This is a genomic window from Stenotrophomonas sp. STEN035 (assembly GCF_056759935.1).
In genome coordinates this window covers 21,725-41,256 of record NZ_JBRRDY010000011.1, presented here as the reverse complement: position 1 = coordinate 41,256, position 19,532 = coordinate 21,725, and the positions used below count along the sequence as shown (strand labels likewise).

Below are 19,532 nucleotides of genomic sequence, written 5' to 3'. Positions count from 1 at the left end.
GCATGCATCTTTCCATCCTCTATCGCGGCCGCTTGAGCAGTTGCAACTACGACTGCCCGTACTGCCCCTTCGCCAAGACCTACGACACCCGCGCCGCCCTGCGCCGCGATGCCGAGGACCTTGCACGCTTCGTCGACTGGGCGGAGCGGCAGACGATGGAACTGTCGGTGTTGTTCACGCCGTGGGGCGAGGGCCTGGTGCGCCGCCACTACCGCGATGCGATGGTGCAGCTGAGCCATATGCCGCATGTCCGCCGGGTGGTGATACAGACCAACCTGTGCATCGGCACGCGCTGGCTGGACGAGGTCAACCTCGACAGCTTCGCGCTGTGGTGCACCTATCACCCGGGACAGGTAACCCGCGCCGCCTTCCTCGCCCGCTGCAATGAACTGGCGCGGCGCGGCGTGCGCTACACCGTTGGCATGGTGGCGATGCGTGAGCACCTGGAAGAGATCCAGCTGCTGCGCGGGGAGCTGCCAGAAGAGGTGCCGATGTGGATCAACGCCTACGACGAGCGCCCGCCCGGTTATTACAGCGATGCGGAGATCCAGCAGCTGCAACGCGTGGACCCGCACTTCCTGTTCAACCTCCAACCCTCGGCCAGCCTGGGAGCACCGTGCTTCACCGGCGAGAACGTGGTGTCGGTGGATGGCGACGGCAACGTCAAACGCTGCCACTTCGTCGCCGAGCCGCTGGGCAATCTGTACGACGGCAGCTTCGCAGCCCAGCTGCGTCCGCGCAGTTGCCCGAATCAGCGTTGTGATTGCTACATCGGTTATGCGCACCGCAAGGATCTGCCGTTCCAGCGGGATTATCCGGCGGGGGTGCTGGAGCGCTTCCGGGGATAAGAAACCGGGGTCAGCGTGGGCTGATAGGCCATCAGTCATGGGCTTTGGCATATTGACGGCCTCGAATTACCTGTTATGGTCAACTACAACACCAACTCACATTGAGTGCTGAAGAAATCCATACAACCGCAATGCCTACCGTGCTCCGGCATCCACCACTCGCTCCCAGTACAGGGCGCTGGCAGATTCGCATTCGATTACCAGCCAGTCGAGCAGAAAGCCCTGTAGTGCCCTGCTTTAGGCTTCCGGCTGCATCGCGGTTCACCTGGACGCTTTCAAACAAACCCGCGGAGCAACGTAGGCCTGTTTGTCCTGCGCCTGCTGCGTAGAACCACACTTCATCCGCGTCGACTTCGGGCCACTTCGTACAACACCGCCTACCTCTTCTCGCCAGCCATACCGGCCGTCGTTATAGATCCCATGTGCCTGCGATTCCTGCATTCAATCAAACGAGATCATCATGCTGAAGTACGTCGCATTGCTTGCCAGCATCCTTGCCACACCGCTGGCACGCGCAGAGGTCGTATCGGTCGAGGTTGTCAGCCGGCAGCCGTGGGCGAATGGAGAAACGTTCGGCCAGGTTGGCGCGTATGAAGTGCTGCAGGGCGTTGTTCACTACGCGATTGATCCCCGTGGTACCGCGGCGCGCGATGTCGCCGACATCCGCCATGCGCCCCGCAATGCTCGTGGCCTGGTCGAATACTCCGGTCCGTTTGTGATGATTCGCCCGGTCGACGCCGCGCGTGGAAATCACACCACGCTGGTGGAAGCAAGCAATCGCGGCCGGACTGAAATGGACGGCCTTTTCTTTGAAACCGAAGAAGGGCTGGATTTGATGTCGCCCGACAAGGTCGAGAAGTTGGCGGACGCGACGTTCTTCAAACTGGGTTATTCGCTGGCATGGGTGGGATGGCAGGCCCGCTTGGATGCGGATCAGTTTGGCCTGCAGGTTCCGGTGGCACGTGTGCACAGCACTGCACGGGCTACCTTCGCTGCTGACGAGATGGAGGCCGATCACAAAACCTTCCATCTCACAGCCAACGGCTTTTATTGCGCTTACGACGCCAAGCAAGCCAAGGCCGTACTGCGCCTGCACGAGAGCTTCGACGATCCAGGAACCATGGTGCCACGTGATGCATGGCGTTTTGGCGCTGCAATCAGCGACGCAACAGCCGATGCACGCTGCTCCATCGCACTGAACACCCCCGCTGCGAATGACGCCTACTTCAGCCTTGTGTACGAAGGCGAGAACGCGCCTGTGATGGGGCTTGGCCAGGTTGCGTTTCGTGATTTCGCCGCGCACCTCAAGAACCGCGAGGTTCGGTCCGAACTGAACAATCGCGCCGATGATGCTGCAGCGGTCTTCGCCTATGGCTACTCACAAGGCGGCCGCTTCCTGCGGGACTTCATCTATCGCGGCTTCAACACCGGCACAAGCGGCCAGCGCGTGTTTGACGGGATGCTGATCACCACCGCCGGCGCGGGACGGGGCTCTTTCAATCACCGCTACGCATTGCCAGGCGAGGCCGGAAGCTCGGTGATGAGCAATCTGCGCGCGGTTGATCTGTATCCGTTTGCAGACACGCCAACGCCGGACATCGACGGCAGCGGCCATGCCGGCCTGTTGGATCGTGCGGTACACGACAACACCGTGCCGAAGATCATCTACATCATCAGCAGCTCCGAATACTGGGCACGCAACGCCTCGCTGCTGCAGACCACCACGGATGGCAGCCAGCCGGTCGCGTTGGGCGCTGACAGTCGCCTGTATTTCTTCGCGGGCGCTCCGCACGCACTACGCACACCAGGCACGTTTACCAAGCCCGGCAAAGAGGCCGCCTACCCTTACAACGCCAATGTCGACCTCGCCGACGGCATGAATGCCCAGCTCGAAAATCTCAGGACCTGGACACTCGAAGGGCGTGCTCCGCCAGCCTCGATTGCACCGGTTCCGGGCGCTGGCTTGGTTGCAGCAACGCAGATTGGGTTCCCCGCCATCCCAGGTATCCGCGTACCAAGCAGTCCGCCGCCGCTTTGGCAGATCCAGCTGGGTGCTGACTACGCAAGCAAAGGCATCATCAGCGAGCCGGTCCGCGTCGGCCGCGCGTATCCGCTGCTGGTGCCTGCCGTTGATAGCGACGGCAATGAACTGGGCGGCTGGCGTGGCGCCATGTCGTCGGTGCCGCTTGGCACCTTCACCGCATGGAACTGGAAATCTCCCGAACTTGCACGTTTCGGCTACATCTCCGGGCTCAATGGCGCATTCATCCCATTTGCGCGGACACGTGCGGAGCGCGTTGCGGCAAATGATCCACGACTGTCCGTTGAAGAACGCTATGGCAACCGCGATGGTTTCATGAAGGCCACGGCCGCTGCCATCGACAACGCCATCGAGAAGCGATTCCTGCTGGCAATGCAACGCGAGGACATCCTGGCAAAGATGAGCAGGAACTGGGACGAGGTGATGGCGTTTGATTGGTACCTGGGAAAACGCAGAACGGAATGACATCGCCCCCCCCCTGATAGCCAAAGGCCTCGCACTGTGATGCGAGGCCTTTGCTTATCTACCTTCAATACTGCCTTCTCAAGGCTTCAACAGAACCTTTCCGTTCTTGCCCGGCAGCAAGCTGGCTGTAACCGCCTCGGCGACATCACCCAGCCCGTAGATCGCCTGTACCGGCAGTTTCAACTCGCTACTCAGCACACGCTGCAGCAGCTCGCCGACCAAGCGTCGCTTGTTCTCCACCGACATCTGCTGGCTGACCTTGCTGCCCCAGAAGCCCTTGACCGTGGCTTGCTTGAAGATCAGGTCGCCGGAGGGAATCTGCATGGCTTCGCCGGCCATGGTGCCGAACGACACCAGCGTGCCGTTGTCGCCGAGCAGTGACACCAGATCCGCGCTGGCCTGGCCACCGATGGAATCGACTGCGGCGTGTGCGAGCGTGTCGCCAAGCAATGCCTGTGCGCGCGACTGCCAGTCCGGCTGTGTTGTCGACAGCACGTTGTTGATGCCTAGTGCTTTGAGTTCATCGACGCCGGCATCGCGACGCACGAGCCCGAGCACGTGCACGCCGCGTGCGGCAGCGAGCATGGCCAAGGTTTTGCCGACGGCGCCATTGGCCGTGTTCTGCACGATCCATTGGCCGGGTTCGGCCTGCAGGAATTCCAGCAGCATCAGTGCGCTCAGCGGCATGGCGATCAGTTGTGCTGCCGCTTCATCGGCGATGCCGTCCGGCACCGGGATGACCATGCGCGCGGGGGCAATGAAATATTCGGCCCAGGTGCCATGTACCGAGGCGGCCATGACGCGCTGGCCGATGGTGATGCCCTGCACGCCCTCGCCCAATGCTTCGACGATGCCAACTGCTTCGCTGCCGCCGATTGCCGGCAAGCTGGGCTTGTAGCCGTACTTGCCGCGCACGGTCCACAGGTCGTGGTTGTGGATGGGCGCAAGCAGGGTCTTGATCCGTACTTCGCCGGGGCCGGGCTGCGGGATGGGACTGGCGCCCAAGGCCAGCACGTCGGCCGGTTCACCGAAGGTGGTGTGGATGGCGCTACGCATGTTTGTCTCCTGTTGCGAGGGGGAGAGCCGTGGTCGCAGCTCTGGCATCAGCTTTGCTTTTTGTGGGAGCGGCATGAGCCGCGAAGCACGTACATCTTCAGATGACGCGGATGCTGTTCGCCTGAGCAGCATCGGCTTCGCGGCTCACGCCGCTCCCACAAGTACTTGCCAGCGCTGCGCACTGACCCGGCGTTGGTTCGTGAATCAGGCCACGGATACGTGCAGGCGAACATCCACATTGCCGCGCGTGGCGTTCGAATACGGGCAGATCTTGTGCGCGGCTTCGACCAGACGCTGGGCGTCGGCTTGTTCCAGGCCCTTCACTTCAACGTGCAGGTCGATATCCAATGCATAGCCGCCTTCGGCGGTCTGGCCGATGCCGACTTCCACCGAGGTGGCGGTGCCGGCCGGCTGCAACTGCAGCTGCTTGGCAGCGACCGGCAATGCGTTGTCGAAGCAGGCGGCGTAGCCGAGGGCGAACAGCTGCTCGGGGTTGGCGCCTGCCTTGTTGGAACCCGGCAGGGCCAGATCCAGGGCGAGGCTGCCGTCGTCCAGTGCGGTGCGGCCGGCGCGGCCGCCGGTGGCGGTGGCGCGGGTTTTGTAGAAGATCTTCATTACCGATTCCTTGTAAGGGTGCGTTGGGTACGTCGGTTGAAAGCGGATGTGGTGCCGTTTGTTGACTGTTTGTTTCCCGGGTGCGCTTCGCTTACCCGGGCTACGGAGTTCAGGCCAGTTGTGCGAGCAATGCCTTGGCCACGGCTTCGGAGCTGGCGGGGTTCTGGCCGGTGACGAGGTGGCCATCGCTGAGCACGTAAGGCGCCCAATCCGGGCCCTTGCTGTAGTTGCCGCCGAGGCGGGTGAACTCATCTTCGATCAGGAACGGCACCACCGCGCTCAGGCCGACGGCGTCTTCTTCGCTGTTGGAGAAACCGGTGACCTCGCGGCCAGCCACCAGCGGCTTGCCGTCGGCAGCGCGTGCGGCGATCAGCGCACCGGGGGCATGGCAGACCAGGCCCAGCGGCTTGTTGGCGCGGTCGAAGGTTTCGATCAGGGCGATGGAATCGACATCGCGGGCCAGATCCCACAGCGGGCCATGGCCGCCGGGGTAGAACACCGCGTCGAACTTGCTGGCATCGATCTGCTTCAGCGGCAGCGTGGTGGCCAGCTGTTGCTGCGCGTCGCGGTCGCTGCGGAAGCGGTCAGTCGCCGGGGTCTGTGCATCGGGCTCATCGCTGCGCGGGTCCAGCGGCGGTTGGCCGCCGGCCGGCGATGCGAGGGTGATGGTGGCCCCGGCATCCTTGAACACGTAATACGGTGCGGCGAATTCCTCCAGCCAGAAGCCGGTCTTGTGCCCGGTGTCGCCGAGCTGGTCGTGCGAGGTCAGTACGAACAGAACATTCATGGCAGTGCCTTCAATTGGTGGGGGTGGAAAGTGCGACGGTGTTGCCGCACAACAGCAGGTGTTCGGTGGCTTCGCGTGCCTGTTGCAGCGGCAGGCGGTCCTGGCTGAGCTTGGACAGCAGGGCCGCGCCCAACCACATCTGGTACAGCACGCGGGCGACATCCAGTGCCGGCTTGCCGTTCGGCAGCGAGCCGTCGGCGCGGCCTTCTTCGACCAGCGCGGCGATGCGCCGCAGCAGGCGTTGCACGCCCTGGTCGAGCACGCGGCGCATGTCTTCGGAAAGGTCGGACACCTCGGCGGCCAGCTTCACCACCAGGCACTCCTCGGCCCAACCCTGCGCCGGATCAGCCGGGTCACGCGCCCAGGCATCCCAGTAGCGCATCAACCGCTCGCGGCCGTTGCCGGGTTCGGCCAGCAGCTGCTCGAGCTTGCACCCGTAGCCGTCTACGTACTGTTGCAGCAGCTCGCAGCCGAACACTTCCTTTGACGCGAAGTAGTGATAGAACGAGCCCTTGGGCACGGCGCAGGACTTGAGGATTTCCTGCAGGCCGAGGGCGGCAAAGCCCTTCTGCAGGACCAGCCGGTAGCCGGTGTCCAGGATGTGCTGGCGGGTGGCTTGGGCTTTTGGGGACAGGTTCATAGGGTGGAGCTTACTCCGAATAGACCGGTCGTCTATTAATGGATAATTACTAGGGGGGGGAGCAGGCTGGATGCGGCCATCCCTTTTCCCGCATGCGGGGTTAAGAACAGGCGTTTACGGGCCGTAGGCACGTGACTGTTCGTACGCCCCGCGTGCTACGCGGGGCCGGGGCGCGGAGCGAGGTACCCCGAAGGGGCGGATGAGGGGAGCTTTGGCTTTGGCTTTGGCTTTGGCTTTGGCTTTGGCTTTGGCTTTGGCTTTGGCTTTGGCTTTGGCTTTGGCTTCATCGCTTAAAGCCAGGCCCGGATGGCTTCCTGGAAATCCAAGATTGCTGCTTCGTTCTGCCCTCACCCCAACCCCTCTCCCGTGAACGGGAGAGGGGCTCTTGTCGTCGTGGGTCTCGGGGAAGGCCCAACTTCGCTTATTTCCTCGCAAGTGCCGCGCATCGCGCAGGTGCGGCACTCTTGGCCAGGCTGCTGCAACTGCCCCCAAGGCTTACCAAGAGGGCGCTGAAGCACCGCACCGCAGGCGGTCCCAGCAAAGCCTCAATTTTCAAACAAACGATTAAAACACTGCTAATTTCGCCGAACTGGACAGCATTCGCCGCTTCCCTCACACTGCCGCCCTTCCCCGCCGACCCTTGGCACATGGCAAAACTGCTGGTCCTTCACGGCCCCAACCTCAACCTGCTGGGCACCCGCGAGCCCGACGTCTACGGCCACACCACGCTGGCCCAGATCGACGCTGCGCTGGCCGCACAGGCACAGGCACAGGGGCACCAGAGCGAACACCTGCAGTCCAACGCCGAGCATGTGCTGGTGGACCGGGTGCAGGCTGCGCGCGCCGATGGAACCGCTTTCATCCTGATCAACCCCGCCGCCTTCACCCATACCTCGGTGGCCCTGCGCGACGCGCTGGCCGCAGTGGCGATTCCGTTCATCGAGATCCACCTGTCCAACCCGCATGCGCGTGAGCCGTTCCGCCAGCACAGCTACCTGAGCGACAAGGCGGTGGGCGTGATCTGTGGCTTCGGCGCCGACAGCTACCGCTATGCGATGGACGCCGCCCTGACCCGCGTGGGAGCTGCCGCGTGAACACGCTGCCGCGGTTGCTGACGGGTATGGCCGTGGTCTGCCTGCCGCTGGCGGCTGCCCATGCGCAGAACCTGGATCGTGCCGCCGAAGGTATCGACTGCGCGAATGCAACCAGCACGATGGAAAGCGACCTGTGCGCATCCGATCGTGCTGCCGAGGCCGATGCGGTTTTGAACACAACTTACAAGCTGGCCCGCCGCCAACTGCAGCAGCAGGCCGCCGATGGCAGCTGCACGCATTGCGGCGCTGCCGAACAGCAGTTGATCGAGGCACAGCGCGCCTGGATCCAGCTGCGCGACAAGGACTGCGACGCGGTCTACGCGTTCCACGCTGATGGCACCTCGCGCAATGGCGCGAAGATGCATTGCCTCACCACCCACGCGCAGGACCGTACCCGGCAGCTGCGCGACTTCTACGAACTTTGACCCGGGCGCACCGCGCCTTCTCCTTACTGACTTACTGCAACCAAAGAGGCCCTCATGGATCTGCGCAAAATCAAGAAGCTCATCGACCTGCTGGAAGAGTCGAACCTGGCTGAAATCGAGATCAAGGAAGGCGAAGAGTCCGTCCGCCTGTCGCGTAACCCGGTTGGCACCTATGTCGCCGCGCCGGCACCGGTCTATGCCGCTGCCCCGGCTGCTGCCCCGGCCATGCCGATGAGCGGCCCGACCGAAGCTTCCACCGGCGGCACCGCCAAGCCGGGCAACGCCCTGCCGGAAGGCCACGTGCAGCGCGCACCGATGGTCGGCACCTTCTATTCCTCGTCCTCGCCGGACAAGCCGGCCTTCGTCAGCGTTGGCCAGACCATCAAGGCCGGCGAAACCCTGGCCATCATCGAAGCGATGAAGATGTTCAACCCGATCGAGGCCGAAGTGTCCGGCACCGTGGTGGCCATCCTCGGCGAGAACGGCAGCCCGGTTGAATTCGACCAGCCGCTGTTCGTGATTGCCTGAGGCGCCGGCCATGCTGGATAAAGTCGTCATCGCCAACCGGGGTGAAATCGCGCTGCGCATCCTGCGCGCGTGCCACAGCCTCGGCATCCGCACGGTCGCGGTGCATTCCACCGTTGACCGCAATCTCAAGCACGTGGCCATGGCCGACGAGTCGGTCTGTATTGGCCCGGCACCGTCGTCGGAAAGCTACCTCAACATCCCGGCGCTGATCGCCGCGGCCGAGGTCACCGACGCCCAGGCCATCCACCCGGGTTACGGCTTCCTCTCCGAGAACGCCGACTTCGCCGAACGCGTGGAGCAGTCCGGTTTCATCTTCATCGGCCCGCGTGCGGAAACCATCCGGCTGATGGGCGACAAGGTGGAAGCCATCCGCGCAATGAAGGCCGCCGGCGTGCCTTGCGTGCCCGGTTCGGGCGGCCCGCTGGGCGAAGACATCGTCGCCAATACCAAGATCGCCCGTGAGATCGGCTACCCGGTCATCATCAAGGCCTCCGGTGGCGGTGGCGGCCGCGGCATGCGCGTTGTGCATGCCGAAGGCGCATTGAAGGCCTCCATCGAGACCACCAAGTCCGAAGCCAAGGCGGCATTCGGCAATGGTGAGGTCTACATGGAGAAGTACCTGGAAAATCCGCGCCACGTGGAAATCCAGGTGCTGGCCGACGGCCAAGGCAACGCCATCCACCTGGGCGAGCGCGACTGCTCGATGCAGCGCCGCCACCAGAAGGTGGTGGAAGAAGCACCGGCACCGGGCATCACCTCCGAACTGCGCGAGCAGATCGGCAAGGTCTGCGTGGAAGCCTGCATCCGCATCGGCTACCGCGGCGCCGGCACCTTCGAGTTCCTGTTCGAAGACGGCAAGTTCTACTTCATCGAAATGAACACCCGCGTGCAGGTGGAACATCCGGTGACCGAGATGGTGACCGGTATCGATCTGGTTGCCGAACAGCTGCGCATCGCCTCCGGCCAGAAGCTGACCATCAAGCAGAGCGACGTGGTGCTGCACGGCCACGCGATCGAATGCCGCATCAACGCCGAGGACGCGGAAACCTTCATTCCCAGCCCCGGCCTGATCACCGGCTTCTATCCGCCGGGCGGCCCGGGTGTGCGCGTTGATACGCACATCTACGCTGGCTACAAGGTGCCGCCGAACTACGACTCGATGATCGGCAAGCTGATCGTGCACGGCCCGGACCGCGAAACCGCCATTGCCCGCATGCGGGTGGCGCTGAGCGAGATGGTGGTGGACGGCATCAAGACCAACGTCGCGTTGCAGCAGCGCATCATGCGCGACCAGGGCTTCCAGGCCGGTGGGCAGAACATCCACTATCTTGAAAAGCGCTTGGCCGAGCGCAAGACCCGCTCGATCGCGTTGACCTGATCGAAGGTGGTTGCCGGGCTTTGCCCGGCAGCTGCTTCCTGTAGTGCCGAGCCATGCTCGGCATGAATGCCAAAGAGCTTACCCCTCCCCAACCCTCCCCTTCGCTGCGCGAAACGGAGGGAGCAGGAATGTAGTGCCGAGCCATGCTCGGCAGAAGCTCTACCGGTAATGCCCATGCCGAGCATGGCTCGGCACTACAGAAGCAATCAGGCACAAAAAAGGCGGGAATCCCCGCCTTTTTTGTGCCTGATGGAAACGCCGGTTTACTCGGCGTCCACCGCGCTGCCCTTTAGCGGCTCGGTGCCCAACGGCGAGGACGGGTCAACCACCGTCACCGTTTCCACCGAACCATCCGGCCATACGATCTGGAAGCTGCTGCCCGGCTGCAAAGTGTTGAACGGCATGCCGCTCTGCGCGCGATACACCGCCGCCGCCTGGGTGGCGCCAGCACGACGCAGATCCGCATCGGACTTGACGCTGGTCAACTTGATCTTGGACAGCGTTCGGTAGCGGTCTTCGTAGGTATCGATCAGCACCACACCAACCGCGCCTGCCGAATAGGCCACGAACAACACGACCCAGACCCAGAACTTCGCACCGTGCAAGAAACGTCGGTAGTTCATCGCACACCTCGCTGCGCCTTGCGCAAGCTGTTGACCATTTCGTTCATCTTTTCCACACCCTGCCGCGGTACCGCAGCGTCGTAAACGAATGACTGAAAATCCTGCCGGTGATCACGCGAACAGATCCCGCCATTGGCGCAATAGGCCACCATCAAGGCACTGCTGGGCCCACACGCCAAGCCGAGCTGGCAGGCAGCCACCTGCCAGGCCAGCTGACTGAACTGACTGCCGGCAACCATGCCCTTGTAAGCATCATCGCCAGCGGCTGCAGTACCCATCGCACCGGAGATGGCCAGGAAGGCCTCCGGATCCTGCGAGGACTGCACCCGCTCCACCAGCTCACGCCGGTATTTGGGGGTCTCATTCAGCGGTGCACCCATCGACAGCAGTGCCGCTTCCGCCGCCAGATTGCCGGCCTTGGCCGAAGCCAGCCGTTGCTGCAGCAGACGCGCGCGACCCAATCCATCGGCAGCGGTAAAGCCTGCGCAACCCTGACGCACCCTGCCGCGGGCGGCCAGCATCGCGGATATGGCATCCAGGTCCATGCGCTGCAATGCGGCGCTATCCAGCGCGTAGCCCGACGGGTCCATCGCGAACACGCCGCAGTAATCGTAAATGCGGCTGGCCACCCAGCCAGCCTCTGTATTGCCTGCATCCGCGGCAGCCTGCAGCTGCTGGGCATAGGCGAACAGATCGCTACCGCTCTCGAAGGCTGCGCGCAGATCGAGCGGCAGGCCCGCTGCGACGGCGGTGGATTGCTCAGACACCGGCGCAGTCGTGGCAGCACTCAAGGTCGGCGCGCCCAGTTCGGCGGGACTTGCGTCACTGGCTGCGGCAACTTCCGCAGTATCACCATGCAGGAGGTTGCCACTGCGAACACCCAACGCAGCCATCAGCACTGCCGCAGGCAGCACCAATAGATACCAGGGTTTTCTGGCCAGCAACGAAAGCATGGGATCCGGCAGTCTATGGCGCGGGTACAAGGTGTCAATCATATCAAGACCCACTGCCCAGCCGGATGAACCACCCAGCTGAACGCGCAATTGGGGCTCGCCTCGTCTAGGATGCGTGCCCTGTCCCGCCGTTGCCGTACGCCGCCATGCCCTTCCTCGAATTGACCCTGCGCTGCACTGAAGCCACCCAGCCCCGCTACGAGAACGCCCTCGATGACGTCGGCGCACTGGCGGTGACCATGCTCGATGCCGACGCTGACACCAGCAACGAGCGTGCGATCCTGGAGCCCGGCGTGGGCGAAACCCCGCTGTGGAACGAGCTGACCCTGACCGCGCTGTTCCCGGCCGACACCAACGCGCTGGCGCTGCTGGCCGCGCTGGAGTCGTTCGACCCTGGTCTGGAATGGACCAAGGCCAGCTTCCGCGCCGTCCAGGACGAAGATTGGGAACGCGCCTGGCTGGACCAGTTCCAGCCGATGCAGTTCGGCCAGCGCACCTGGATCGTGCCGTGGAACCATGAGCTGCCGGAAGCCGCGCAGGCGGCCGATGCCGCCATCGTGCGCCTGGACCCAGGCCTGGCCTTCGGCTCCGGCACCCACCCGACCACCGCGCTGTGCCTGCGTTGGCTGGACCAGCTTTCGGCCGAGGGCAAGCTGGCCGGCAACACCGTGCTCGATTTCGGCTGCGGCTCCGGCATTCTTGCCCTGGCTGCACTGAAGCTGGGCGCCGCCGCAGCTGTTGGCGTGGACAACGACCCGCAGGCCCTGATCGCCACCCACGACAACGGTGAGCGCAACGGCGTGCATATCGCCGCCTACCTGCCGGAAGACGAACCGGTCGCCACCTACCCGGTGGTGGTCGCCAACATCCTGGCCTCGGCACTGGACGCACTGGCCGAGCTGCTGGCCGCGCGCGTCGCAGCGGGCGGACAGATTGCCCTGTCCGGCATCCTGCACGGCCAGGAAGGCGAACTGCTGGAGCGCTACGCAGTGTGGTTCGACCAGCTTGAAGCCACCCAGGATGGCGACTGGATGCGCATCACCGGCGTGCGCCGTGCTTGAATGGGGCCAGTGCCTCAGCCAGCCCAGCCATGACTGACGAAACCACGCCTACCCAGCCTTCCCTGGCCACCTTCCTGCAAGCTCCGGCCAGCAGCACGTCCAAGCCAGGCTCGCCCGAAAGCGCGCCTGCGGCGTCGGCGACCGATGACACGCAAGCCACACTCGCACTGGACCTGCCTTTGCCGGCAGATCCAGCCGACGTGGTGCCGGCTGACTTCGCGCAGGCTGAAGTCGAGCACTCTGAAGCGTCGCAGCCCGGAGCAGCGCAAGCCGAGCTCGTCATGCCGGAACCCGCGGTCATCAGCGACAGCGCCGGCATCGAGGACGCAGAGCAGGCGGAAGACAGCGCAGCGCCAGCTGCAGCCGCGCCCAGCTTTGCGCGCCAGAACAGCGCGCATGCAACACCACCGGCTGACACGCCGCGCTGGCAATGGGGCCTGGTGCTGGCACTGGCATTGCTGCTCGGCCTGCAGATCATTCTTGCCGACCGCGCCAGACTCGCCGCCGATGCAGGCACCCGGCCATTGGTCAGCGGCCTGTGCAGCGTGCTGCGCTGCTCATTGCCGGCATGGCATGAGCCCAGTGCGTTCAGCATGCTCAGCCGCGATATCCGCCCGGTTCCCGGGCAGGCCGGCGCCCTGCAGGTGCAGACCAGCTTCCGCAATGACGCCCGCTGGGCGCAGGCCTGGCCGGCGCTGCGCTTGTCACTATCCGATGCCGATGGCCGGGTGATTGGCCGGCGTACCCTGCAGCCGGCCGAATACCTTGGCCCAGGCGCTGATCCGCTGGCGCGACTTGAGCCAGGACAAAGCGCGCAGGTGTCATTCCGGCTGCGCGAACCAGCCGCTGCCACGGTCGCCTTCAGCTTCGAATTTCAGTAAACGCGGGACAATGGCGTGGCAGGCCGACGGCCCACGCGCTAGACTCCCTCCCCCATGCCGGGCCAACGCGCCCGACTTTGCTGAACCCGGGAACTTTCCTTGAACGCTGCCCCCACCCGTCCTGACACCAGTCGTGGCGCTCCCAAGCCGCCGCTTCGCGAACACGTTGCCCAGTCCGTGCGGCGCTACCTGCGCGATCTGGACGGCTGCGACGCCGACGACGTGTACGAGATCGTGCTGCGCGAGATGGAAATCCCGTTGTTCGTGGAAGTGCTGAACCACTGCGAAGGCAACCAGAGCCGCGCTGCGGCGTTGCTGGGCATCCACCGCGCCACCCTGCGCAAGAAGCTGAAGGAATACGGGCTGGCGTAAGCCAGGCGTGCCCTTGGTAGAGCCGAGCCATGCTCGGCTGAAGCGTTACCGGTGATCCCTGCCGTCGTGCATTGCTGGGAAGGCCCTTGCCGAGCATGGCTCGGCACTACAGTTGCATTGCTGGGAAGGCCTCTGCCGAGCATGGCTCGGCACTACACCCTGCTTCTCTGTGACCGCGCGGCTACAATATGGGCCCGCTTCCGCTTCCCCCTGCCTCCCCATGTCTTCTGATCTGCTGCCCGTACGCCGGGCTCTGCTGTCCGTTTCCGACAAGACCGGCCTGATCGATCTGGCCCGTGCCCTGGCTGCCCGCAACGTCGAGCTGCTGTCCACCGGCGGCACCGCCAAGGCGATCCGCGAGGCCGGCCTGCCGGTCAAGGACGTGTCCGATGTCACCGGCTTCCCGGAAATGATGGACGGCCGGGTCAAGACCCTGCATCCGATGGTGCACGGCGGCCTGCTCGGCCGCGCCGGCACCGATGACGCGGTGATGGCAGAACACGGCATCGCGCCGATCGATCTGCTGGTGCTGAACCTGTACCCGTTCGAATCGGTCACCGCCAAGGCTGATTGCACGCTTGCCGACGCAGTCGAGAACATCGACATCGGCGGCCCGGCGATGCTGCGCAGCGCCGCCAAGAACTTCGCCCGCGTCGCCGTGGCGACCAGCCCGGACCAGTACGACGCACTGTTGGCCGAACTGGCCAGCAACGACGGCAAGCTGTCCGCCGCCAAGCGTTTCGAACTGTCGGTGGCAGCGTTCAACCGCGTCGCCCAGTACGACGCGGCGATCAGCAACTATCTGTCGGCCGTGACTGACACCAGCGCTGCGGTGCCGGTGCGTAACGAATACCCGGCGCAGATGAATTCCTCCTTCATCAAGGTCATGGACCTGCGTTACGGCGAGAACCCGCACCAGAGTGGCGTGTTCTACCGCGACCTGTACCCGGTACCGGGCACCCTGGCCACCTTCGTGCAGCTGCAGGGCAAGGAACTGAGCTACAACAACCTGGCCGATGCCGATGCCGCATGGGAATGCGTGCGTCAGTTCGAGGTGCCGGCCTGCGTCATCGTCAAGCACGCCAACCCGTGCGGCGTTGCAGTGGCTGCCGATGTCGGCGCCGCTTACGAAATGGCCTACAACACCGACCCGACCAGCGCGTTCGGCGGCATCCTCGCCTTCAACCGCACCCTGGACGCGGCAACCGCCAAGGCCATCCTCGACCGCCAGTTTGTCGAAGTGCTGATCGCACCGGACTACGAACCGGCCGCGCTGGACTACGCCACCAAGAAGGCCAACGTGCGCGTGCTGCGCATTCCGGCCGGTGATGCGCGCAACAACTACGACACCAAGCGTATTGGCTCGGGCCTGCTGATCCAGAGCGCCGACAACCGCGGCATGAGTGCTGACGAACTGAAGACCGTCACCCAGCGCGCGCCGACTGCGGCGGAGACGCGCGACCTGCTGTTCGCCTGGCGCGTGGCCAAGTACGTCAAGTCCAACGCGATTGTCTACGCCAAGGACGAGCGCACCATCGGTGTTGGTGCTGGCCAGATGAGCCGTGTCTACTCGGCACGCATCGCCGGCATCAAGGCGGCGGATGCAGGCCTGGTGGTACCGGGCTCGGTGATGGCATCGGATGCGTTCTTCCCGTTCCGCGATGGCCTGGACGCTGCTGCCGAAGCAGGCATTACCGCGGTGATCCAGCCGGGTGGTTCGATGCGTGACAACGAAGTGATCGCCGCTGCCGACGAACATGGCATCGCCATGGTATTCACCGGCGTGCGCCACTTCCGTCACTGATTCCCTCACAGAGAGCTGGCACATGGCGACCAGGGTTTTCCCGCGTTTGATTTCCCTGCTCGCCGTCGCCCTGTTGGCTTCGTGCCAGCAGGGCACGCCCGCACCGGGCGACGCTCCAGCAGCAAAGCCCAAACTCAGCTATGAGGCCGGGGTGATGGCCGTGCTGCAGGAGCGCTACGGCAGCGCCGTGCAGTTGCAGGGGCAATGGGCGCAGCAACTGAGTGATGCCAATCTGGGTCAGGCGCGGCCGGTGCATCGCGATATCTGCGCCGACCAGAGCATCAGCGTGCAGAACGGCAACTACCGGATGCTGGCAATCTGCACCACGTACGACGACGCCAGCCCGATTGAACTGGGCAGCACCGATTTCATCGTCCTGCGCCGCGCCGCCGATGACGGCGTCAGCGTCGCCGCCGAACTGCTCGGCCAGGGCAGCGGCACCGGCGGCAAACCGGGCAGCGTCAGCACGCTGCAGATGGGCGCAAACGCCTGGAGCTTCCAGGTCGACGACGAACTGGTTGTGGTGGGCGCAGCGATGCGCAACCGTGCCTGGTATGTATTCGACGGCGACAAGACGCTGTCCAGCGCAGGCTGGCTGCGCAGCCACCTGGATGATCGCAATGCCATCGACTGCAATGCATCGGGCAACTGTTCGCACGGCCGCCTGGACCTGAATTTCGACGCAGCTCCTGACAACAGTCAGCCACAGCTCGCTTACTGGCCGCTGCGCGTGCAGGAGAAAGGCCGGGGTTGCGCCGGTGCGGTGAACAAGCGCCATGACATCGCCTACGACAGCGCGCAGTCGCGCTATCTGATTCCTTCCACCATGCAGCTTGAGGCTTGCAACTGATGCGCAACGCCATCCTCGCAGTCACAGCCAGCCTTTGCCTCGTCCTGCTCGCAGGCTGCGGAAGCAGCGCGCTCAACGATGCCCAGCGCACTGCGCTTGCCACCCTCGGCAAGCAGTTTCCTGCTCCCTACCGCGATGGCCTGATCATCGACTCGGCACATCGCCATGCGGACGACATCGTGTTCATGGTGCGCTTTCCCGATGCCAGCGTCGCCATGGCCAAAGCCAAGCCCGAATTGTTCGAGGCATTGCACCGCGATGAGGCTGAAGCCATTGCCCAGCTGTGCGCCGAGCCGGCGATGAAGCCCGTCTATGCCGCTGGCGGCGGTGCGCGCCGACGCTTTGTGGATGCCAATGGCGCGGTCTTCTTCGAAGTCACGCTGAAAGCCTCCGACTGCACTCCCCATTGATGCCCCACAGGAACTGACCCCATGAAAATCCTCGTCATCGGCTCTGGCGGCCGTGAACACGCACTTGCCTGGAAGTTGGCGCAATCGCCGCGCGTAAGCGAAGTGATCGTCGCCCCCGGCAATGCTGGCAGCGCCACCGAAGGCAAGTGCCGAAATGTCACGATCAAGGTCAACGACATCGAAGGCCTGCTGAAGCTGGCACAGGACGAGGCCGTGGGCCTGACCGTGGTCGGCCCGGAAGTGCCGCTGGTGCTGGGCGTGGTGGATCGCTTCCGTGAAGCCGGCCTGCGCATCTTCGGGCCGACCGCTGCTGCCGCGCAGTTGGAAGGCAGCAAGGCCTTCGCCAAGGATTTCCTCGCCCGTCACGGCATTCCTACCGCGTACTACGCCGTGCATACAGAAGTGGACGCGGCGCTGGCCTATCTGCATGAGAAGGGCGCGCCCATCGTGATCAAGGCCGACGGTCTTGCCGCCGGCAAGGGCGTGATCGTGGCGATGACGATGGAAGAAGCAGAAGCCGCCGTGCATGACATGCTCAGCGGCAACGCCTTCGGCGATGCTGGCGCACGCGTGGTGATCGAGGAATTCCTCGAAGGCGAAGAAGCGAGCTTCATCTCGATGGTCGATGGCCGCATCGCATTGCCGATGGCTACCAGCCAGGACCACAAGCGCGTTGGCGATGGCGATACCGGCCCGAACACCGGCGGCATGGGCGCTTACTCGCCAGCACCGGTGGTGACGCCGGACGTGCATGCCCGGGTGATGCGCGAGGTGGTGGAACCGACCGTGGCCGGCATGATTGCCGACGGCGTGCCGTTCACTGGCTTTCTTTATGCCGGTTTGATGATTGATGACGCTGGCGCACCGAAGGTGATCGAATTCAACGTGCGTTTCGGCGACCCGGAAACCCAGCCGGTGATGCTGCGCCTGCAGTCGGATCTGGTGGATCTGGTCGAAGCGGCAATTGATGGCGCGCTGGCTGGCGTGGAAGCGCAGTGGGACCCGCGTCCGTCGCTGGGCGTTGTGCTGGCTGCAAAGCCTTACCCGGAAACGCCGATCACCGGTGATGTGATCAGCGGCTTGGGCGATGTACCGGCCAGCGCCAAGGTGTTCCATGCAGGTACGGCGCTGGATGCTGACGGCAATGTGGTCAGTGCTGGCGGCCGAGTGCTGTGTGTTGCTGCATTGGGTGACAGCGTTGGCGATGCGCAGAAGCATGCGTACGCAGGCGTTGCAAAGATCCACTGGGCCAACGAGTTCCACCGCAACGACATCGGCTGGCGCGCGATCGCGCGCGAGCAGCAGTAAGCGAAACGCAAACGGTAGTGCCGAGCCATGCTCGGCAAGGGGCTCTACCACTAATGCCGCAGAGCTACCCCTCCCCAACCCTCCCCTACGCCTGCGGCGCAAGGGAGGGAGCGTAGTGCCGAGCCATGCTCGGCAGGGGGCTTTATCGGCAATGCCGCAGAAGCTACCCCTCCCCAGCCCTCCCCTACGCCTGCGGCGCAAGGGAGGGAGCGTAGTGCCGAGCCATGCTCGGCAGGGGCGTTATCGGTAAAGCCTCAGCCGAGCATGGCTCGGCTCTACATTCAACAGCGCGGCATGGCCGCGCTGTTGAGCATCAGCGATGCACGCTGCCGATACTCGCCGCCGGGTAACGCAAACCCGCCGCCGCATCCACCGGGAACACGGCATCAATCCGCGCCAAGTCCTCGGCACTCAGAACCACATCCAACGCTCCCAGATTCTCCTCCAGATACGGCAGACGCTTGGTGCCCGGAATCGGCACCAGGTCGTCACCCTGCGCCAGCACCCATGCCAACGCCAACTGCCCTGGCGTCACGCCCTTGTCGGCGGCAATCGCATTGACCTGCTCCACCAGCGCCAGGTTCCGATCGAAGTTCTCGCCCTGGAAGCGCGGCGAGTTGCGCCGGTAGTCACCGTCCTCGAAATCGGCCGGGCTGCGGATCGCACCCGTCAGGAAGCCACGGCCCAACGGCGAGTACGGCACGAAACCAATACCAAGCTCACGCACCGTCGCCAGCACATCGTTCTGCTCCGGCTCGCGTGACCACAGCGAATACTCGGTCTGCAGCGCGGTGATCGGATGCACCGCATGCGCGCGGCGGATCGTCTCCGGCGCTGCCTCGGACAAGCCCAGGTAGCGCACCTTGCCCTGCTCAACCAGCCGCGCCATCGCACCCACGGTGTCCTCGATCGGCACCTGCGGATCAACACGGTGCTGGTAGTACAGATCGATGTGATCCACGCCAAGTCGCTGCAGGCTGACCTCGCAGGCCGCCTGCACGTATTCCGGACGACCATCGACACCGCGCGCCTGCGTATCCTTGGCATCCAGCCGCACCCCGAACTTGGTGGCCAGGAACACCTGCGCGCGACGGTCGGCAATCGCCTTGCCAACCAGCACTTCGTTGGTATGCGGGCCGTACATGTCGGCGGTATCCAGCAGCGTCACGCCACGCTCCAGCGCGCGGTGGATCACCGCAACCGAGGCGGCATCATCACCACGGCCGCCATAGAACGCACTCATGCCCATGCAGCCCAGGCCAAGTGCGGAAACGACGGGACCATTGCGGCCCAGAACTCGGGTTTTCATCGGCGACTCCAAACGGGGGAAAGGTCGGAGGCAACTGTAGGCCCTCGCCACTATGTCGATAAAGGCGGATACTCCACATTGACC

The 19,532-nt window shown here is 64.2% G+C and carries 20 protein-coding genes; 13 read left to right on the top strand and 7 right to left on the bottom strand.

Annotated elements, in window-relative coordinates; all coding sequences use genetic code 11:
- Positions 1-2 precede the first annotated feature (2 nt).
- Both ACVOLL_RS07800 and ACVOLL_RS07795 read left to right on the top strand, forming a co-directional pair.
- Positions 3-848, top strand: coding sequence for an STM4011 family radical SAM protein (locus tag ACVOLL_RS07800; RefSeq protein ID WP_481512376.1), 846 nt, complete (start codon positions 3-5; stop codon positions 846-848).
- Between the two features lie 460 nt (positions 849-1,308).
- Positions 1,309-3,354 (top strand): alpha/beta hydrolase domain-containing protein, encoded by a 2,046-nt coding sequence (locus tag ACVOLL_RS07795; RefSeq protein ID WP_481512375.1) that lies wholly within the window; start codon positions 1,309-1,311, stop codon positions 3,352-3,354.
- A 78-nt stretch (positions 3,355-3,432) separates the two neighbouring features.
- Here ACVOLL_RS07795 and ACVOLL_RS07790 read toward each other — a convergent pair whose 3' ends face one another.
- The 4 genes from ACVOLL_RS07790 to ACVOLL_RS07775 all read right to left on the bottom strand — a co-directional run bounded on the left by ACVOLL_RS07790 (position 3,433) and on the right by ACVOLL_RS07775 (position 6,452).
- Positions 3,433-4,410, bottom strand: a complete 978-nt coding sequence (locus tag ACVOLL_RS07790) for a zinc-binding dehydrogenase (protein ID WP_481512374.1) — start codon at positions 4,408-4,410, stop codon at positions 3,433-3,435.
- 204 nt (positions 4,411-4,614) lie between these two features.
- On the bottom strand, positions 4,615-5,025 hold the full coding sequence (locus tag ACVOLL_RS07785) for an organic hydroperoxide resistance protein (protein WP_481512373.1): 411 nt from the start codon (positions 5,023-5,025) through the stop codon (positions 4,615-4,617).
- A 109-nt stretch (positions 5,026-5,134) separates the two neighbouring features.
- Entirely contained in the window at positions 5,135-5,812 is a 678-nt protein-coding gene (locus tag ACVOLL_RS07780) for a type 1 glutamine amidotransferase domain-containing protein (protein WP_481512372.1), read from the bottom strand.
- Positions 5,813-5,822: 10 nt separating this feature from the next.
- Positions 5,823-6,452, bottom strand: a complete 630-nt coding sequence (locus tag ACVOLL_RS07775; RefSeq protein ID WP_481512371.1) for a TetR/AcrR family transcriptional regulator — start codon at positions 6,450-6,452, stop codon at positions 5,823-5,825.
- A 647-nt stretch (positions 6,453-7,099) separates the two neighbouring features.
- Between ACVOLL_RS07775 and aroQ the strand changes: the two genes are divergently transcribed.
- The 4 genes from aroQ to accC are packed head-to-tail and all read left to right on the top strand — an operon-like array spanning position 7,100 to position 9,877.
- Positions 7,100-7,546, top strand: a complete 447-nt coding sequence (gene aroQ, locus ACVOLL_RS07770; RefSeq protein WP_481512370.1) for a type II 3-dehydroquinate dehydratase — start codon at positions 7,100-7,102, stop codon at positions 7,544-7,546.
- A complete protein-coding gene (locus ACVOLL_RS07765) occupies positions 7,543-7,971 on the top strand; it encodes a lysozyme inhibitor LprI family protein (protein ID WP_481512369.1) in 429 nt (142 codons plus the stop codon). Before aroQ ends, ACVOLL_RS07765 begins: the two co-directional genes overlap by 4 nt.
- A gap of 54 nt (positions 7,972-8,025) precedes the next feature.
- Entirely contained in the window at positions 8,026-8,499 is a 474-nt protein-coding gene (accB, locus tag ACVOLL_RS07760; RefSeq protein WP_481512368.1) for an acetyl-CoA carboxylase biotin carboxyl carrier protein, read from the top strand.
- A gap of 10 nt (positions 8,500-8,509) precedes the next feature.
- Complete coding sequence (gene accC / locus ACVOLL_RS07755; RefSeq protein ID WP_481512367.1) at positions 8,510-9,877, top strand: acetyl-CoA carboxylase biotin carboxylase subunit; 1,368 nt, start codon at positions 8,510-8,512, stop codon at positions 9,875-9,877.
- Positions 9,878-10,140: 263 nt separating this feature from the next.
- Here accC and ACVOLL_RS07750 read toward each other — a convergent pair whose 3' ends face one another.
- The gene (locus ACVOLL_RS07750; RefSeq protein WP_481512366.1) at positions 10,141-10,500 is read right to left on the bottom strand and encodes a hypothetical protein; all 360 of its coding nucleotides are present in this window, start codon (positions 10,498-10,500) and stop codon (positions 10,141-10,143) included.
- The gene (locus tag ACVOLL_RS07745; protein WP_481512365.1) at positions 10,497-11,453 is read right to left on the bottom strand and encodes a hypothetical protein; all 957 of its coding nucleotides are present in this window, start codon (positions 11,451-11,453) and stop codon (positions 10,497-10,499) included. The genes ACVOLL_RS07750 and ACVOLL_RS07745 overlap by 4 nt, the downstream gene beginning before the upstream one ends.
- A gap of 146 nt (positions 11,454-11,599) precedes the next feature.
- On the opposite strand from ACVOLL_RS07745, the gene prmA reads away from it, so the two are divergent.
- The 7 genes from prmA to purD all read left to right on the top strand — a co-directional run bounded on the left by prmA (position 11,600) and on the right by purD (position 18,139).
- Complete coding sequence (gene prmA, locus ACVOLL_RS07740; protein WP_481512364.1) at positions 11,600-12,514, top strand: 50S ribosomal protein L11 methyltransferase; 915 nt, start codon at positions 11,600-11,602, stop codon at positions 12,512-12,514.
- A 29-nt stretch (positions 12,515-12,543) separates the two neighbouring features.
- The gene (locus ACVOLL_RS07735; RefSeq protein ID WP_481512363.1) at positions 12,544-13,395 is read left to right on the top strand and encodes a DUF3426 domain-containing protein; all 852 of its coding nucleotides are present in this window, start codon (positions 12,544-12,546) and stop codon (positions 13,393-13,395) included.
- A 99-nt stretch (positions 13,396-13,494) separates the two neighbouring features.
- Positions 13,495-13,767 carry a DNA-binding transcriptional regulator Fis gene (gene fis / locus ACVOLL_RS07730; RefSeq protein ID WP_057626401.1) on the top strand — a complete coding sequence of 91 codons (273 nt, stop codon included), beginning with the start codon at positions 13,495-13,497 and terminating at the stop codon, positions 13,765-13,767.
- 220 nt (positions 13,768-13,987) lie between these two features.
- Positions 13,988-15,571 carry a bifunctional phosphoribosylaminoimidazolecarboxamide formyltransferase/IMP cyclohydrolase gene (gene purH, locus ACVOLL_RS07725; RefSeq protein ID WP_481512362.1) on the top strand — a complete coding sequence of 528 codons (1,584 nt, stop codon included), beginning with the start codon at positions 13,988-13,990 and terminating at the stop codon, positions 15,569-15,571.
- 22 nt (positions 15,572-15,593) lie between these two features.
- The gene (locus tag ACVOLL_RS07720; RefSeq protein WP_481512361.1) at positions 15,594-16,421 is read left to right on the top strand and encodes a hypothetical protein; all 828 of its coding nucleotides are present in this window, start codon (positions 15,594-15,596) and stop codon (positions 16,419-16,421) included.
- Complete coding sequence (locus tag ACVOLL_RS07715) at positions 16,421-16,831, top strand: hypothetical protein (protein WP_481512360.1); 411 nt, start codon at positions 16,421-16,423, stop codon at positions 16,829-16,831. The genes ACVOLL_RS07720 and ACVOLL_RS07715 overlap by 1 nt, the downstream gene beginning before the upstream one ends.
- 21 nt (positions 16,832-16,852) lie before the next feature.
- Positions 16,853-18,139, top strand: a complete 1,287-nt coding sequence (gene purD, locus ACVOLL_RS07710; RefSeq protein WP_481512359.1) for a phosphoribosylamine--glycine ligase — start codon at positions 16,853-16,855, stop codon at positions 18,137-18,139.
- 313 nt (positions 18,140-18,452) lie between these two features.
- Here purD and ACVOLL_RS07705 read toward each other — a convergent pair whose 3' ends face one another.
- Positions 18,453-19,448, bottom strand: a complete 996-nt coding sequence (locus tag ACVOLL_RS07705) for an aldo/keto reductase (RefSeq protein WP_481512358.1) — start codon at positions 19,446-19,448, stop codon at positions 18,453-18,455.
- Positions 19,449-19,532 lie beyond the last annotated feature (84 nt).